The organism is Scardovia inopinata JCM 12537, assembly GCF_001042695.1.
Taxonomy (GTDB): Bacteria; Actinomycetota; Actinomycetes; order Actinomycetales; family Bifidobacteriaceae; genus Scardovia; species Scardovia inopinata.
In genome coordinates, this window is record NZ_AP012334.1 from 452,880 (window position 1) to 469,851 (window position 16,972).

The 16,972-nt window shown below is 46.7% G+C and carries 9 protein-coding genes, 1 tRNA gene, 1 pseudogene and 1 CRISPR repeat array (1 of these 12 running past the window's edge); of the genes and pseudogenes, 9 read left to right on the forward strand and 2 right to left on the reverse strand.

Annotated elements, in window-relative coordinates; translation table 11 throughout:
- Positions 1-92 precede the first annotated feature (92 nt).
- The 4 genes from SCIP_RS01775 (at position 93) to SCIP_RS01790 (ending at position 4,958) form a co-directional block, all read left to right on the forward strand.
- On the forward strand, positions 93-749 hold the full coding sequence (locus tag SCIP_RS01775; protein WP_006292802.1) for a hypothetical protein: 657 nt from the start codon (positions 93-95) through the stop codon (positions 747-749).
- A gap of 158 nt (positions 750-907) precedes the next feature.
- Positions 908-1,351, forward strand: coding sequence for a large conductance mechanosensitive channel protein MscL (mscL, locus tag SCIP_RS01780; protein WP_006292803.1), 444 nt, complete (start codon positions 908-910; stop codon positions 1,349-1,351).
- 124 nt (positions 1,352-1,475) lie between these two features.
- Complete coding sequence (gene rpsO / locus SCIP_RS01785; protein ID WP_006292804.1) at positions 1,476-1,745, forward strand: 30S ribosomal protein S15; 270 nt, start codon at positions 1,476-1,478, stop codon at positions 1,743-1,745.
- A gap of 351 nt (positions 1,746-2,096) precedes the next feature.
- Complete coding sequence (locus SCIP_RS01790; RefSeq protein ID WP_006292805.1) at positions 2,097-4,958, forward strand: polyribonucleotide nucleotidyltransferase; 2,862 nt, start codon at positions 2,097-2,099, stop codon at positions 4,956-4,958.
- Positions 4,959-5,742: 784 nt separating this feature from the next.
- Here the strand turns inward: SCIP_RS01790 and pgm are convergent.
- Together pgm and SCIP_RS01800 are read right to left on the reverse strand one after the other, a co-directional pair.
- Positions 5,743-7,419, reverse strand: coding sequence for a phosphoglucomutase (alpha-D-glucose-1,6-bisphosphate-dependent) (pgm, locus tag SCIP_RS01795; RefSeq protein ID WP_040590462.1), 1,677 nt, complete (start codon positions 7,417-7,419; stop codon positions 5,743-5,745).
- A 366-nt stretch (positions 7,420-7,785) separates the two neighbouring features.
- Positions 7,786-8,934: pseudogene (locus tag SCIP_RS01800) on the reverse strand (diacylglycerol/lipid kinase family protein); the annotation flags it as partial.
- Between the two features lie 165 nt (positions 8,935-9,099).
- On the opposite strand from SCIP_RS01800, the gene serS reads away from it, so the two are divergent.
- From serS to cas2, 5 genes are all read left to right on the forward strand, one after another.
- Positions 9,100-10,386: a serine--tRNA ligase gene (serS, locus tag SCIP_RS01805; protein WP_006292808.1), complete on the forward strand. Its 1,287-nt coding sequence runs from the start codon at positions 9,100-9,102 to the stop codon at positions 10,384-10,386.
- A gap of 156 nt (positions 10,387-10,542) precedes the next feature.
- A tRNA-Ser gene (locus tag SCIP_RS01810) sits at positions 10,543-10,625 on the forward strand.
- A gap of 418 nt (positions 10,626-11,043) precedes the next feature.
- Complete coding sequence (gene cas9, locus SCIP_RS01815) at positions 11,044-14,556, forward strand: type II CRISPR RNA-guided endonuclease Cas9 (RefSeq protein WP_040590465.1); 3,513 nt, start codon at positions 11,044-11,046, stop codon at positions 14,554-14,556.
- A gap of 9 nt (positions 14,557-14,565) precedes the next feature.
- A complete protein-coding gene (gene cas1, locus SCIP_RS01820; RefSeq protein WP_040590468.1) occupies positions 14,566-15,477 on the forward strand; it encodes a type II CRISPR-associated endonuclease Cas1 in 912 nt (303 codons plus the stop codon).
- Positions 15,477-15,809 carry a CRISPR-associated endonuclease Cas2 gene (gene cas2 / locus SCIP_RS01825; RefSeq protein ID WP_006292811.1) on the forward strand — a complete coding sequence of 111 codons (333 nt, stop codon included), beginning with the start codon at positions 15,477-15,479 and terminating at the stop codon, positions 15,807-15,809. The genes cas1 and cas2 overlap by 1 nt, the downstream gene beginning before the upstream one ends.
- A gap of 50 nt (positions 15,810-15,859) precedes the next feature.
- A CRISPR array of direct repeats spans positions 15,860-16,972; the repeat unit is 36 nt; unit sequence CCATTTTATCAGAAGAGGAAGAGGATAATTCCAAGC; it runs 780 nt beyond the window's last position.

Genomic DNA, 16,972 nt, shown 5'->3' on the forward strand with positions numbered 1-16,972 from the left:
GCCTTACCACATTATACATAAGTCATGGAATTAACCCTTCCCTGCCTGTCGCATGAAGTGTCAAATTCTCTTACCCTGCTAAGCTATGAGCTATGGCAGAAAAAAAGGCGATAGCAGCCAGCCAGTCGGTGAAGGACGAGCTGGTAGAGTCAGCCGAGGAATCGCATATTTCCGTTGCTGATGTGCAGCGCAGCCGCTCTCACCCTTCCCGCTTTGTTGTCTTTTTGCTTCTCACTATTCTGGCAGCAACTCTTCCCTACGGTTGGGGACGCAGTTTGGCCCTGAATCACACGAAGGAATTGATGTCCCTTCTAGCTCCCTATGATCCCCGAAGTATGGCCTTCCTTTCCTGGGCGGTCACCACCATGGTTTTTATGGCTTTGGGCATGGTAATCATGGATTCCAAACGGATCCTGTGGGGCTTAATTGCTCTTCTTCTCTTCTCTTCCCAGCAATTTCTCTGCGGATTGGGCCTGGTTAAAACCAGTTTTTGGTATGGCACTCAGGTCGTTTATGGATCGGCTGCTGGTTATGCTAATGCCCTTAATGTGGGTGTTTTTTCTTCCGGCATCGGCCTAGCCCTCTTCCTGATCGCCTACTTGCTGGTTCTGGTGTCTGTAAAGAAAACATCATCTCTCAATATTCTTACCCGCAGTTGGATGGCCCTGCTCAGCTTTTTCCTGGTGGAAGTTCTGGTTATGATTCTGACTTATTTAGGCGGGTTCGTGAACATGTTTATCCCGACTTAGGGATTTCCCCGATTTCTTTAATAAACTGTACATTTTTAACTGTCCATTTTAAGAGAGGAAACAATAAATCTGGCATCAAGAACCTTTTTATCTTCTGTATCTTGCTATACCCGTAGAATAAAAACGTTCTTATTTATATACTTCTTGGAAGGAAAAATATGTTTAAAGGATTCAGAGAATTCATTGCCCGCGGAAATATGGTTGAAATGGCTGTTGCCTTTGTTATGGGTTCCGCCGTCACTGCCATCGTCACCTCTCTGGTTACGAGTATCATCAACCCCCTGATTGCTGCCATCTTTAAGATGCCCAACATGAGCAAAGTCTGGAATGTGACTCTTAATGGTTCCACCATTAAGTTTGGTGCCTTCATCGGGGCCATTATCAACTTCCTGATTATCGCCCTGGTTGTCTACTTCTGCATTGTAGTTCCCATGAATAAATTCACAGCTTTGCTTAACCGCAACAAGGCCGATGACGAGGAAGAAGAGCTCGACAATGAGGCCCAACAGACCCAGCTCCTGTCTGAGATTAAGGAACTCCTGGCTGCAGAAGCTCATAATCCTACTGCGCCTTCTTCTCCCAGTCAGTCTGAACAGGCTTAGTCCTGGTCTGTCCTGGCTTTTCTTGCCGAAGTGTTATAGTTTCCAATTGGCGTGAGTATCGCCCGCGGATAGAGAGCGCTTTGGCATCGGGCCAGGGCACCGCGCAACAAGACAGGAGGCCGGTATGGCACTGAGTAATGAAGAAAAGCAGTCGATCATTTCCGAATACGCGACTCATGAGGGTGACACTGGTTCTCCCGAAGTCCAGGTTGCACTGCTCACCGCACGTATTAACAATCTGACTGGTCATATGAAGCAGCACAAGCACGACAATCATTCTAACCGTGGTTTGCTCCTTATGGTTGGTGAACGCAGCCGGATGCTGAATTATTTGAAGGATAAGGATATTAATCGTTATCGTTCTCTGATTGAGCGCCTTGGCTTGCGTCACTAAAAATCTTTCGCCCAGGTTGTCGCCTGGGCTCTTTTGCATAAGCTTTCTGCTTTCCCTCACTGTTTGATATCAACGGATAATAACGCGAAGCGAAAATTAAGCAGGAAAAAATCAAACAGAGGAAGTCGGACGGGGCAGCAAAGATGGCAAAGATACATGCACACAGATAAAGATACGCAAAGATACGCAGAAAATAAATATAAATAAATATAAAGAAATAAGAAAGTCGTGTCAGTTTCCAGCTAATTCCTAAACGTAGGGGGGCGCAGGAGCGGATACGCAACAGATAAAAATGATGATTCGCAAGAGGGTCTTGCGACTAGGTATGAAGAAAAAATAAAGGAGGAACCCATGGAGGGTCCCGATATTAAAGCAGTAGAAGCCGTTATTGATAACGGCGATTTTGGCAAGCGCGTTCTGCGCTTTGAGACAGGTCGTCTCGCCCAGCAGGCGGATGGGGCAGTTGCCGCTTATCTTGATGATGATTCCATGATTCTGTCAACGACTACGGCTGGAAGCAGTCCTAAGGAGAATTTCGATTTCTTTCCTCTGACTGTTGATGTTGAAGAAAAAATGTATGCAGCCGGGAAGATTCCCGGGTCTTTCTTCCGCCGGGAAGGCCGCCCATCCAACGAGGCTATTCTGGCCTGCCGCATTATTGATCGTCCTCTGCGGCCTCTGTTCCCTCACACTCTGCGTAATGAGGTCCAGGTTGTGGAAACAGTTTTGTCCATCAGCCCTGATGATTCTTATGACATGATTGCTATGAATGCCGCTTCGGCATCCACCATGATTTCCGGGCTACCTTTTGAAGGTCCGGTTTCCGGCGTCCGCTTGGCTCTGATTGATGATCAGTGGGTAGCCTTCCCTCGGTGGTCTGAGCGCGAACGGGCTGTTTTTGAACTGGTTGTTGCTGGTCGGGTGCTCGACAATGGAGACGTAGCTATAGCTATGATTGAGGCCGGAGCCGGTAAGAACGCATGGAAGCTCATTTATGATGAAGGCATGACCAAGCCGGATGAGGTTGTTGTTGCCGGCGGTCTTGAGGCTGCAAAGCCTTTCATCAAGACCATCTGCGAGGCTCAGAATGAGCTGAAGAAGGCAGCTGCCAAGGAAACTAAGGACTTCCCCCTCTTCCCTGAATACACTGAGGATCTTTACAATCGAATTGATCAGATTGCCCACAGCGACCTGAATGATGCCCTCTCTATTGCCGAGAAGCTTCCCCGCCAAGACCGGATTGCCCAGATTAAGCAGGGTGTTGTTGACACTCTGGCTGCGGAGTTCACCGATATGGACGATGCTGAGAAAGAAAAAGAAATTGGCAATGCCTTCAAGGAATTGCAGCGCCAGATTGTCCGTACCCGCATCCTGACCGAAGATTACCGAATCGATGGCCGTGGTCTGCGTGACATCAGGACCCTCTCTGCTGAAGTGGATGTAGTTCCCCGTGTTCACGGGTCTGCCCTCTTCCAGCGTGGAGAAACTCAGATCCTGGGCGTGACTACCCTGAATATGCTGAAGATGGAGCAGACAACTGATGCTCTGTCCGGTCCTAGCACCAAGCGGTATATGCATAATTATGAGATGCCTCCCTACAGCACCGGAGAAACCGGCCGCGTGGGCTCTCCCAAGCGCCGTGAGGTGGGGCATGGAGCCCTGGCTGAGCGGGCTCTGATCCCGGTTCTCCCTTCTCGGGAGAAGTTCCCCTATGCTATCCGGCAGGTGTCTGAAGCCATTGGCTCCAATGGTTCCACTTCTATGGGATCGGTCTGCGCTTCTACTATGTCCCTTCTGGATGCTGGTGTTCCCCTGAAAGCTCCGGTTGCCGGCATTGCTATGGGGCTGGTTTCCGGTGAAGTCAATGGCCAGATGGTCTACAAAACTTTGACTGATATTCTAGGTGCCGAAGATGCCTTTGGTGATATGGACTTCAAGGTAGCTGGAACATCGGAATTTATTACTGCCCTTCAGCTCGACACTAAGCTTGATGGTATTCCTGCTGATATTTTGGCTGCTGCTCTGCGTCAGGCTTATGAGGCCAGAACCACTATTCTTGAAGTCATCAACGAGTGCATTGATGGTGTTAACGAGATGAGCCCCTATGCTCCTCGGATTATCAGCATGACTGTTCCTGTGGATAAGATTGGCGAAATCATTGGGCCTAAGGGCAAGATGATTAACGAAATCCAGGAAAAGACCGGTGCTGAAGTCACCATTGAGGATGATGGTACTGTGTACATTGCATCCGAAGGCGGTAATGCCGCTGAAGAAGCCCGCAAGTTGATTGATCAAATTGCTAATCCTCATATTCCTGAAGAAGGGGAGAAGTATCAGGGCAAGGTTGTGAAAACCACTAGCTTTGGTGCCTTCGTCAACCTGACTCCCGGAACCGACGGACTTCTGCATATTTCACAGATTCGCAACCTGGCTAACGGTGATCGTATTGATGCTGTGGAAGATGTTTTGCGCGAAGGCGACACCGTTGAGGTAGTTGTTCAGGGCGTGGATGACAAGGGTAAGATTTCTCTGGCAATTCCTGGATTCGAAGATCAGGAAAACAACTCCCGTTCTGGGGCTGGCCGTGGTTTTGGCCATTCTGACAGGGGCAACCGTGGAGATAGGTATGACCGCGGAGACCGTGATGATCGTAGTGATCGCGGCGACCGGTCCGATCGTGGAGATCGTTCCGACCGCGCCGACCGGTCTTCTCATAACCGCCGTCATGACCGTTCTGATCGTTCCGACCGCGCCGACCGTTCTGACCGGAATGATCGTTCCGACCGCGCCGACCGTTCTGACCGGAATGATCGTTCCGACCGCGCCGACCGAGGCAGCCGTTACGACCGTAGAGATGAAGCAGGAGATGACGATCGCTTTGATCGTTCTTCCCGTTTCCGTCGTTATGACGATGACGACCGTTCTGACCGCCATAATTCCCGGTATGAGGATGACGACCGTGATTATCGTTCTCGCCGTCCCCGCCGTGATGATCGGGACGATAGGTCTGATCGTTCCGACCGTTCTGATCGTTCCGACCGTTCTGACCGTGGCGATAGGTATGACAGGTCCGACTGGGGTTCTCACAGCCGTCGTTCTGACCGCTATGCCGATGAAGATGCTTATAACGAGTATCGTCAAGGTCGTGAGGAAAGAACGGCCCGTCCCCGCCGCCGTATTCGCCGCGACTTCGATCCTTTCGACGAGGATTAATTTTGGGATTTCACAGTTCAGTAATTTGGAGTTGAATAACGTTGAATAACTCGGAGTTCCTAATTCAATAACTTCGAATTCTTTATTCAATAACTCGGAATTTTGAGTTCGCAAACTCTGAATTCTTACTATCTCTGGCTGGATGAGGCATCCAGCCAGAGATTTTCCTTTCTATTTCCTTCTTGTTTCCCTTCCTCTTTACTTTGTGTTTAGTTACTTTTGGGTTACAATTTACCTATTTCCTAGTTTCTCTTCATCTTTTTATCAATTGCTTCTCCTTATGCATAATTTCTGTTATTGGAATATAAGTTAGTGGTGCTGAAGTCTGTTCCAACCGGTTTCATATAAACTATCCTTCACCCAACTGCACAGGGAAAAAAAGAAAGTGACGTAATTCCAACCTTTTTATTTAGAGACAATGCAGTTGGGTGAAGGGTAGTTTTCTATAATCTAAAATCAGTGGTTGCTCGACCCTTATAAAGGTTTTGTTTTATGTATTTCCATACATAAAACAATCCTATTTTCAACAAATTCTAAATGAATAATGAAATGGGTTCTCGTGAACTAGAATTCTGGAAGAATGAACCCAACGAAAATTGGCTCTCTTCAAAAGAAAGAGCCCTGTTATTGGTGCACTATACGTTGATTCATTGTACCAAATAACAGGGCTCTTAAATATTAATATATTAATATTGTCTGGAGGCTGCTTTCCCGCAGTGCTTTAGCACTAGTGGCGCAATACTCCAGAGTCTAATCTGGCTTGTTGCTAGTCAGCTTAGTTGACTTAGTCGGCTAAGGCCTTGTTGACAACAGCTGTTGCCTCATCGAGAACCTTGTCCAGAGTTTCTTCTGAAATGAAGGATTCTGCGTATACCTTGTAGATGTTCTCCGTGCCAGAGGGACGGGCAGCGAACCAATTATTCTTGGTTGTTACCTTAATTCCTCCAATGGGAGCACCATTGCCGGGAGCCTCAGTCATCTTCTGCTCAATGGCCTCACCACCGAGGGTGGTGTCGGTCACGGAATCAGGGGTCAGGCTGGCAAACTTTTGCTTCTGCTCCAGGGTGGTAGGGGTGTCAACCCGCTTGTACCAGCTCTGTCCGAAACGTGCAACCTGCTCATCATGAAGCTGAGCAGGGGTCTTACCGGTCTTGGCCGTTATCTCTGCCGCGAGAAGATCGGGAATAATGCCGTCTTTGTCAGTTGTCCATACACGGCCGTCGAAACGCAGGAAGCTCATTCCAGAGCTTTCTTCGCCGCCAAAACCGACTTCGCCGTTAAAGAGCGGATCCACGAACCATTTGAAGCCAACGGGAACTTCCACCAGCTTTGCGTTAATAGAAGCGGCAACGCGGTCAATTAGGGAAGAGGAGACCAGAGTCTTGCCAATGCCTGAGCCTTCCGGCCAGCCGGGCCTATTACCGCCAAAGAGGTATTCCACGCAGACAGCAATATAATGGTTCGGGTTCATCACACCGCTGCCAGGGCAAACAATTCCGTGCCGATCAGCATCTGGGTCGGTACCGCCTACCAGGTCGTACTGATCCCATGCGCCGGCATTGAGCCTGTCTACCAGTCCCTTCATGGCATAGGGAGAACTGGGATCCATGCGAATCTTTCCATCGTGATCGATGGTCATGAAGGACCACTGCGGGTCAACTTTCGGGTTTACTAGGCCAATATTGAGGCCGTATTTCTCGTTGATCAGTTCCCAATAGTTCACCGAAGCCCCACCCAAGGGGTCAATTCCCAAACGGACTCCGGAACTCTTGATCAGATCAAGATCAATAACGTTTTTCAGATCGTCCACATAATGCTCGCGATAATCAAAGCGCTCAACCAGATCGGACGTGACGGCCTGGCTGTATGGCACACGGGCCACATTCTTCCAGTTGGGGAGGAGCTCGTTGGCGCGCTGAGCAATGGCATTGGTTGTCTCAGCCGGGGCAGGCCCGCCGGTGGGTGGGTCATACTTGAAGCCGCCGTCTGTTGGAGGATTATGGGATGGAGTGACCACAATGCCGTCTGCCAGGTCATCCCCACTGAACCGCTGACTGCCGTCTGCGGCGCGATTGTGGGTTAGGATAGCCTGGGAAACAGTAGGTGTGGGGGTGTAATCATCGCGAGAATCAATGCGAACGCGAACTCCGTTGGCAACGAGGACTTCGATGGCGGTCTTCCATGCCGGCAGGCTTAGGGCGTGGGTGTCACGGCCCAGATAAAGCGGACCGGTGACCTTGGCATTCTTGCGATATTCAGCGATGGCTTGAGAAATTACTACAATGTGAGCTTCATTGAAGGAAGTCTTCAGACTTGATCCCCGGTGCCCGGAGGTACCAAAAGCAACTCGCTGCTCAGGTACAGAAACATCAGGAACGAGGTTGTAGTAAGAATCCAAAACCTCAGTGACATTAATGAGATCTTTTTCGGTGGCGGGCATTCCCGCATTTGTTGCAACCATACTCCTATTGTGCCATGCTGAGAAGATATTATACTTAGTCTGATTCTTGCACAGTTGAGTTTAATTATTTATTTTATAAAGGATCGTTTACATGAGGAGGATGGGAGTCTCTCCGGTCAAGTGTGACGCTGAGGTAGGAGATGAGGTAGGAGATGGTGTGGTAGATGATGGTGTTGTAGACGATGCCGTAGCTGATGCCCCCGCCGATCCTGAAGTGGGTGCAGATTTTTCTGCTTCAGATGAATCTGAATCGATGTCAGTCTTTCCGTCGACACCAGTTTTCCCAGTTTTCCCAGTTTTCCAAGTCTTCCCAGGCTTCCCAGCTTTTCCAGAGGCTTCCCTTGAAGTTCCGTTTTTGGCGTCAGCCCCGGCCCTTGCACTGGTATCAGCTCCCATTCCTGAATTGGCTCTAGTCCCGGCAGCAGTTTCACTAGCCGTCTGAGGAGCCCTGACGATCAGGGATTGGTGATCAATGGTAAACCGAATGTGCTGGGTTTTCTCTAATATATCCCCATCCACTTCGGCCAGGATTGGCTTGTCCAACAGGACCTCTGCACTGGTTCCCTGATATTGCTTAACTGTTGACCGCTGTGTAATCGGACTTTGCTCGGCCTTACGGGTGATGGTTTGATGGATGACGTCAATGAGCAGATTAAGCCAACCCCAAAGTCCATGGGTAGTATCAATTGTCTCAAAATCAAGCAGACCGTCATCGTAGTGGGCTGCGGGCATCAGGCTGAAGCCAGGAATTTTTCCGCAATTGCCAGCCATGAGAGTACGGAAAGTTTCTCCCCTGGTTTGATGAATGCTGCCGTCGGCCTCAGTCAAAATGACTGTTCCATGAATACGGCTTTCAAAAAGATGCTTTAAGGCACCCCAAAAGTAAGCAAACCAGCTGATGGATTTCTTCAGATTCGGATCGGTGTCATCAATCAGCTGAGCGTCAAAGCCAACTCCTGCAATAATAAGGAAACCGTGTTTATGCTCGGGCTCATCAGAATCCAGGAGGGCCATTCGTCCCATATCTACCCGGCGAGAACCATGAGAAGTGGCGATAGCCATGGCTGCTTCCAGATTATCTACAGGAATTCCTATGTTTCTGGCAAAAAGGTTTCCAGTTCCAATCGGGATAATGCCAAAAGCATGTGTAGTGCCGGACATTGCGCTGGCAACAGTACGGACGGTCCCGTCGCCTCCACAGGCAATAACCACATCTGCCCCGAGGGAAAGAGCTTCCTTGGCACAGGCGTTTCCATCTTTATCAAGCTGAGTATCAATAAAAATAGTGTCAGAAATATTATGATCAGAACAGTATTTTTTTATGTATGAGCGGGTTTCTTCAGCCTGAGGTTTGGAAGGATTGATAATAAAAGCATAGGAGACCTTATCTCCGTACCGCTGTTCGGCTTGAATTACTTGGTGTTTGCGGCGGGCAAGGATGAATAGGCATACTATAAGAGCAATCGCTATGATGGCCCCGATAATGCTGAGGGCTATAATCCACCCTTGATCCATAGTTATATATTATGCGCATGGTAGTTCAAATTTTCTGGAAGATGTCGAAATCTTTCCTTTAATTTTTCTCGATAGGGCTTGGATGGGAATTATTAGTAAAATTTTGGGTATAAGTCCAACAGCTCAGCTTTTCCAGCGTCTCCTGTGGTCGCTATTCTGTTAAACATGCTTGATATTCAATTTATTCGTGAAAATTCTGATATTGTCAAGGAATCCCAGCGTAAGCGAGGCGAATCGGTGGAGCTGGTTGATGAGGTTCTGCAGGCTGATAAACAGCGCCGTGATTCCTTGTCTCAGTATGAGACTACCAGAGCTGAGCAGAAGCGGATTGGTAAGACTGTTGCCGCTGCTTCCGCAGAGGAGCGTCCGGCTATTATTGCCCGGACCAAGGAGTTGTCTGCCCGGGTGTCGGCTTTCAAAGATGCCGCCGATAAGGCGACCGAAGAATACACGGCCGCCATGTGGAAGCTGTCTAACATTGTTGAGCCGGAAGCCCCGGAAGGCGGGGAAGATGATTACGTGGTGGTGAAGAAGGTTGGCCAGCTGCGTGATTTTGCTGCCGAGGGTTTTGATCCTAAGAATCATCTGGAGCTGGGCGAAGGCGTTGCAGGAATTGATATGAAGAGGGGAGTGAAGGTTTCCGGATCTCGCTTCTATTTTCTGCGCGGGGCTGTGGCCCGTCTGGAGCTTGCCATGCTGACCATGGGAGTGGACCAGGCAGAGGCTCATGGTTTTATTATGACGACTACTCCCACCCTGGTCCGTCCCGAAATCATGGCTGGTACAGGTTTTCTTAATTCTCACGCTGATGAAATTTATCGTCTTCGTGAGCCCGATGACCAGTATTTAGTAGGGACATCTGAGGTTGCTTTAGCTGGAATGCATGAAGATGAAATTCTGGATTTGAGCAAGGGACCTTTGCGGTATGCTGGCTGGTCCAGCTGCTACAGGCGGGAGGCCGGAAGCGCCGGCAAAGATACGATGGGCATTATTCGTGTTCATCAGTTTAATAAGGTAGAGATGTTTGTTTACTGCCGGCAGGAGGATTCTTACGCTCAGCATCAGAATCTTCTGGCTATGGAGCAGGAGATGCTGGGAAAAGTGGAGGTTCCTTACCGGATTATTGATACCGCTGCCGGAGATTTGGGTTCTTCAGCTGCCCGCAAGTTCGATTGCGAGGCCTGGGTACCTACTCAAGGAAGGTATCGCGAGCTGACATCCACTTCCAACTGCACCGAGTACCAGGCCCGTCGTTTGAATATTCGTGAGCGGACTGAGGATGGTTCTACCCGTCCGGTATCAACTCTGAATGGTACTTTAGCGACGACCCGTTGGCTGGTGGCTATTCTGGAGAATCATCAGCAGGCGGACGGATCCATTGAGATTCCTGCTGCTTTGCGTCCTTATATGGGCGGCCGACAGGTTATTGATCCTGTTGCCTGGGAAGCTTAGGCTTTAGAGGGTGAGTTGAGATGTAGCCTGAACTTAACTTTGCTCAACCCTCTGTCTGCCTTCTGCGTGTTGCACTCCTAAATCTGACTATCAGGTGAGGTATTATATAAACTTGTGCAACGGGAACGGACGTATGAGCCTCCTGGTGCACGTTAGGGACAGGTGTCCGAGCGGTCGAAGGAAACGGTCTTGAAAACCGTCGAACGCAAGTTCCGTGGGTTCGAATCCCACCCTGTCCGCTCTCCGCGCGGGGGTTCTAATCACCTCCTTTCTTTTCTAACCCGATTATTTTCCTCGCGCGGGCTTCTATGCTTGTCTGTTTTGTAGCTGCTCTTCGGCTGATATTCCAAAATTTGTAATGTCACATTATCAGTTTTTGCTTGATACCTTAAAGTATCGGTTTAGCAGAGAATTACATTTGCAATTTTGAATAAAGTGGTGTACACTACTGACTTGGATAATTCCAAGTAAGAACGATGCTCATTTATTGAGGTTGTCGTTTTGAATTCTCCGCAGAAGCTTTGTTTCTGCAGGGGTGGAGATTTCTCTCCACCCCGTTCTGATTTGGCTTATTAATTCCTGTATCGATGTTGAGATATTGTGTAATTTTTTTATGTTTTTACTGTATAGTTTCTGGGAAAGCGCCATAATTCTAATATGGCTAAGAAGAAAATTTCTTATAGAATTGGTATTGATGTTGGTTTGAATTCTACCGGATTGGCAGCTATCGAAGTTGATGACGATGGTGCACCAATTCGTATTCTGAATACTATGAGTGTAATCCACGATGGCGGTGTGGATCCGGATGCTGCGAAGGTGAGGGGAACACGCTTAGCTATTTCTGGCATAGCTCGAAGAACACGGCGCATGAGGAGGAGAAGGGCAAAGCGCTTGGACCGTCTTGAACAGATTCTGGAGAAGTATGGATACACAGATACGGAACCGGTTTTAGAAGAACCTTACGGCCCCTGGATATGCAGAGCGGAACTGGCTGACGGCTTCATCAATGATGACGAACAGCGCAGAATGATGATAGGCATTGCTATCAGGCATATTGCACGTCATAGAGGTTGGAGAAATCCTTACCAGAATGTTCGAGCATTGTTAAATATTGATGATTCAGATCTTTCCGAAGAATATAAGAATCTCAAAGAAAAGGTACAAGATCAAATTAATGACGGAAAGGATCTGCCTAATTTTACTCCTTCTCAATTAGTCAGAGATTATCTTGATAATTTTTCCGGACAGCCTGCAGCAAGAATTCGAACAGGAAAAGCTGGTCCTCGGGGGAATAGAAGAGATGCGGTAGGTATTCTTCCTCAACGAATGAGGCAATCCGACTATGCATATGAGTTACAGCGTATTTTTGATATGCAGAAAATTGGCAGAGATGAGGCTCAAGAATTGCTTATGGCTGTTTTTGAGGCTAAATCGCCAAAAGGATCAGCTGAGAAGAGGATTGGGAAGGATCCTTTAACAGGAAAGAAGCGGGCATTAAAGGCATCGCTAGCATTTCAAAAATATCGAATTGTAGCAACAATTACGAATCTACGAATTAAAACTGGTACTGGTTCTGAGCGTATGCTTTCCCCAACAGAACTTAACGACATTTATACATATTTATTACGTGTGCAAGATGACAATCACCTTCCAACGTGGGAAGATATCTGCGAAGAGGTCTTGCATATTGGCAGGTATCAACTAGCTGGAATCGGGAAAACCTTCGAGGGTGGAGAACGTATTTCCAACATGCCACCTGTGATTCAGACAAGTTTAGCGATACATGGATTGTCGGAAGGAACTCTTGCTGAAAAACTCACTAAGTGGTGGGATAAAGCGGATGATGATTCTCGAGAAAGCATGATTAAACTACTTTCAAACACTGTTGATATTGATAGAGTCAATGAGGTTGATGAGAATTTTGCTTCTGCTCTTGATTTTATTGACTCACTTGATGATGAGGAACTAACTAAATTAGATAAGATCGCTCTGCCTCGTGGCCGTGCAGCTTATTCTGAAGAGGCTCTGAATAAGCTGACTGCAGACATGTTAAATACAGGTGATGACCTTTTCTCTGCACGGCAAAGAATATACCATGTTAACAATAGCTGGAGGCCCCCTCAGCCACCAATCGGTGAGCCATTGGGGAACCCGGCAGTTGACAGAGTATTGAAAATTACCAACCGGTATCTTATGAATTGTTTGAATAGGTGGGGCCAGCCAAGACGCGTTACAATTGAGCATACTCGTAGCGGTTTTACATCAGTAAAACAAGCAACTGAACACCAGAAAATAAGTGATAAGAGAGCCGAATATAGGCGAGATATTGTAAAACAATTGGAAGAAGCTGGTGTAGAGTCTGTCCATGAATATGATATTAGGCGCTGGGAAGCAGTTCAAAGGCAAAATGGGCAATGTTTATATTGTGGAAGAGACATCACCTTTAAAACGTGCGAAATGGATCATATTGTTCCTCGAAAGGGGCCTGGATCGACGAACACGAGAACTAACTTTGCAGCCGTTTGCCCTGAGTGCAACAGAATGAAGAGCAATATTCCTTTCGCCTCCTGGGCAGAAACAAAAGAAGCAAAGGACCGTGGCGTATCTCTAGACAAAGCTATAAAACAAGTTAGATTCTTCAATTTTACAAAAAACGAATATTCACCGCAGGCTCAACGCAATTTCAAGAAATCAATGATTGAGCGGTTAAAACAGAAAACATCTGATGAGCCGCTTGATAATCGTTCAATTGAATCTGTCTCTTGGATGGCAGATGAATTGTATAAACGAATTGATTGGTACTTTAACCATGAACAATATGAGACTTCTAAGAAAGCGATTAACGATGATAAGGATAATTTATCCGGGACCCAGGTTGTAGTCTATCCGGGTAGTATTACGGCAGAAGCACGTAACGCTGCGGGGCTTGGTGGAAATATTCATTTCATCGGTGGTAGATACAAAACACGTCTTGATCGCAGGCATCATGCGGTTGATGCATGCGTAATTGCAATGATGGAGCCTGGGATAGCCAGGATTCTCACTGAGCGGAACCAACTTAGGCAGGCGCAAAGACTTACTGCTCGAATTGAAGATGATGAAGTTAACTGGAAAGATTATCCTACAGAGAATACTGCGGGATATAACAAGTACCAAGCATGGAGTGATCGAATGCATGCCTTATTAGAGTACATGAATAATGCACTAGATTACGACAAAATTCCCGTGGTTCGGTGGGAAAGGCTTCAACTAGGGAATAGGTCCGCACATGAAGATACTATTCATCCATTAAAAAAGTTGCCATTATCGCATGAAATATCAGCCATAGATATTAACCACGCTTCGACTCCAGCTTTATATGAGGCGCTGGTTTCGCTCCCTGATTTCAGCGAACAAGATGGGTTGCCAGCTGATCCATCTCGCCAAATCAATGTTAATGGGGAGAGGTATTCCGGAGATGACCTTGTGTCATTTTTCAATTCGAATGCTGCACAAATAGCGATTCAAGGAGGGTCAGCCGAACTCGGTACAGCCTTCCATCATGCCCGCATCTATCGTTGCTGGACTGTCGGGAAAAATGGTAAGAAGAAAATTTTCTTTGGTATGATTCGTGTTTATCAACATGATTTGCTTCACGCGAAGAATGAAGATTTATTTACATATCCGCTCAAGAGATCTTCAGTATCTATGCGGTATGCTAAGAAAGAAGTGGTACATGCTATTCTTTCTGGGAATGCTGAATATGTTGGATATCTCTGTGTCGGTGATGAGCTAGTTCTTGATCTAAAAGGTGACAAAAGTAATGATGAAGGCGGCTCAAGGCTAAGTGGACAGGTAGGAGAATTTGTCCAGAAATTTGAAGAAGATTCTAAAGTCAATTCTCAAATCGTTAATCGGTGGACTGTTGATGGTTTTCCCGATGAGGCTAAACTCCGTCTACGTCCTTCAATGTTTGCTGGTGAAGGTTTGAAAAATATGAAAAGTGAGCTAGTGGAGAATGCAGCAATAAAGAATATTCTTTCTAAAACTGGATGGAGAGTGTCTGTGGACGTAATATCAAAGAAGAGTCCTGTAGTACTCCGACGTAATGCTTTTGGAGAACCAAGATGGAAAACTAATGCGGGGCTTCCTGTTTCATACAGATGGCAGGACACTGAAACCAAAGAATGAGGTGATATTATGCAAAGCGCCTGGCGGATTATAGATTGTACCAACTTAGATGGGCAGTTGAAATATGTTCGTGGGCGCTTGGTTGTCCATCGATTCGATGTAGATGATGAATATCAGCTGAGTAAATTACCTCTTGCTGATATTGCAGTTATCCTTTTAGGATTGCATTGTAATTGCTCGGCTGGCTTACTTCACCAATGCGCACAGAATGGTGTTTGCGTTATGGTCTGTGATTGGCGAGGAGTTCCTATTGCAGCTATGCATTCTTGGGCAACGACTCACACCAGGATAACTTCTCGTCAAAGAGCTCAGGTGTCTATGACAGTGCCTAGACAGAAAAATGCTTGGGGAAGGATAGTTCGGAATAAGATACTAGGTCAAGCGGCATGTTTGGATGCCCTTTCTATAGAAGGCGGCAATACTCTACGTGGATTAGGGAATTCTGTCAGATCAGGAGATCCAGGAAATATTGAAGGACGAGCAGCAAGAGAGTATTGGAAACGTATCTTCCCACGCGAGAAAGACTTTCGCAGGCTTCCTGGACAAGGCATAGGAAGGAATGCGCAGCTGGATTATGGGTATATGGTTCTTCGCGGTTTTGCAACTAAAGCGGTAATTTCAGCAGGTTTAAATCCTTCACTTGGTGTTAATCATCATTCGGGTGCAAATTATTTTTGCCTTGTAGATGACCTTATAGAGGTTTTTCGCCCAACAGTAGATGTAAAAGTTGCTAGTCTCAGCCCTGCGGAAGAAATCATGGATAAAGAAGTGAAACATTTCTTAGTGGAGTCAGTGAATCGACAGTTTAATGGTTCAGGATTCACTATTCCAAGTGTCCTGAATGATTTCGCTCAACAATATGGTCTTTATGCGGAAGGGAAATTAGACAAATTACCAGTTCCGCTGTTTAAGGAAGAATAATGAAAAAAGACGAGGATAGTGGCGGAATGTGGTGTCTTGTAATGTTTGATCTCCCAGTTCAAACAAAAAAACAGCGTCGTGCTGCAACTGAGTTTCGTAATATTCTTCTGGATTTAGGGTATGCAATGGTGCAATATTCCGTTTACGCAAGATATACACCAACTCAATCTGGGAACAGAACCACAGTGAAAGTTATAAAAAGGAATTTACCGCCACAAGGAAAGGTGCGAATTCTTCACATCAGTGATCATCAGTGGTCTAGTGCAGACCGATATATTAATTTAAAGAAGGAAAAAACTGATGAAACCCCAGATCTGTATGTACTTTTTTAAACGTAAAAAGTACAAAAAAGCTTGAAATCTTCCTCTTCTGAGGGATTGCTCCATTTTATCAGAAGAGGAAGAGGATAATTCCAAGCGGATACTTCCACGGATTCCCCCAACGGGCCATTTTATCAGAAGAGGAAGAGGATAATTCCAAGCGTTCTATTGCAACGATTTTCGCAAACCCCCATTTTATCAGAAGAGGAAGAGGATAATTCCAAGCCAGACACTGTTGTCTCGGGCTCGGATGGCCATTTTATCAGAAGAGGAAGAGGATAATTCCAAGCCGATCCCGCGTAAACCGGCGGGCAGCACCCATTTTATCAGAAGAGGAAGAGGATAATTCCAAGCAGTCTTGGAATGTGGGCGATGGTGCTACCCATTTTATCAGAAGAGGAAGAGGATAATTCCAAGCGGTTGTCCGAGGAATTTTCGTGGGTATGCCATTTTATCAGAAGAGGAAGAGGATAATTCCAAGCGCAGTATCGCGTCTCAGTCATTTTGCCTCCATTTTATCAGAAGAGGAAGAGGATAATTCCAAGCAGAAACGCCGCAGAATTATCCTTCAAAACCATTTTATCAGAAGAGGAAGAGGATAATTCCAAGCAAAGCCTGGTTAAGCACACCAGTAGTGTGCCATTTTATCAGAAGAGGAAGAGGATAATTCCAAGCAAGTCGCATAATGACCATCACCTATAATCCATTTTATCAGAAGAGGAAGAGGATAATTCCAAGCTCCGGGGATACCAGTGTTAAGCGGGTCACCATTTTATCAGAAGAGGAAGAGGATAATTCCAAGCCAGACACTGTTGTCTCGGGCTCGGATGGCCATTTTATCAGAAGAGGAAGAGGATAATTCCAAGCAGGCAGAAGAATGACTCAACTGTCTGTGCCATTTTATCAGAAGAGGAAGAGGATAATTCCAAGCCTAACACCAACAACCACAGCACCAATCACCATTTTATCAGAAGAGGAAGAGGATAATTCCAAGCCCACAAGTATAGTCTGGTGGGGGCGCGACCATTTTATCAGAAGAGGAAGAGGATAATTCCAAGCTGAAAACCGGCGTATACTGGCTCGCCTGCCATTTTATCAGAAGAGGAAGAGGATAATTCCAAGCCTCGCGTAATAAGATCGTTGATTTTTAACCATTTTATCAGAAGAGGAAGAGG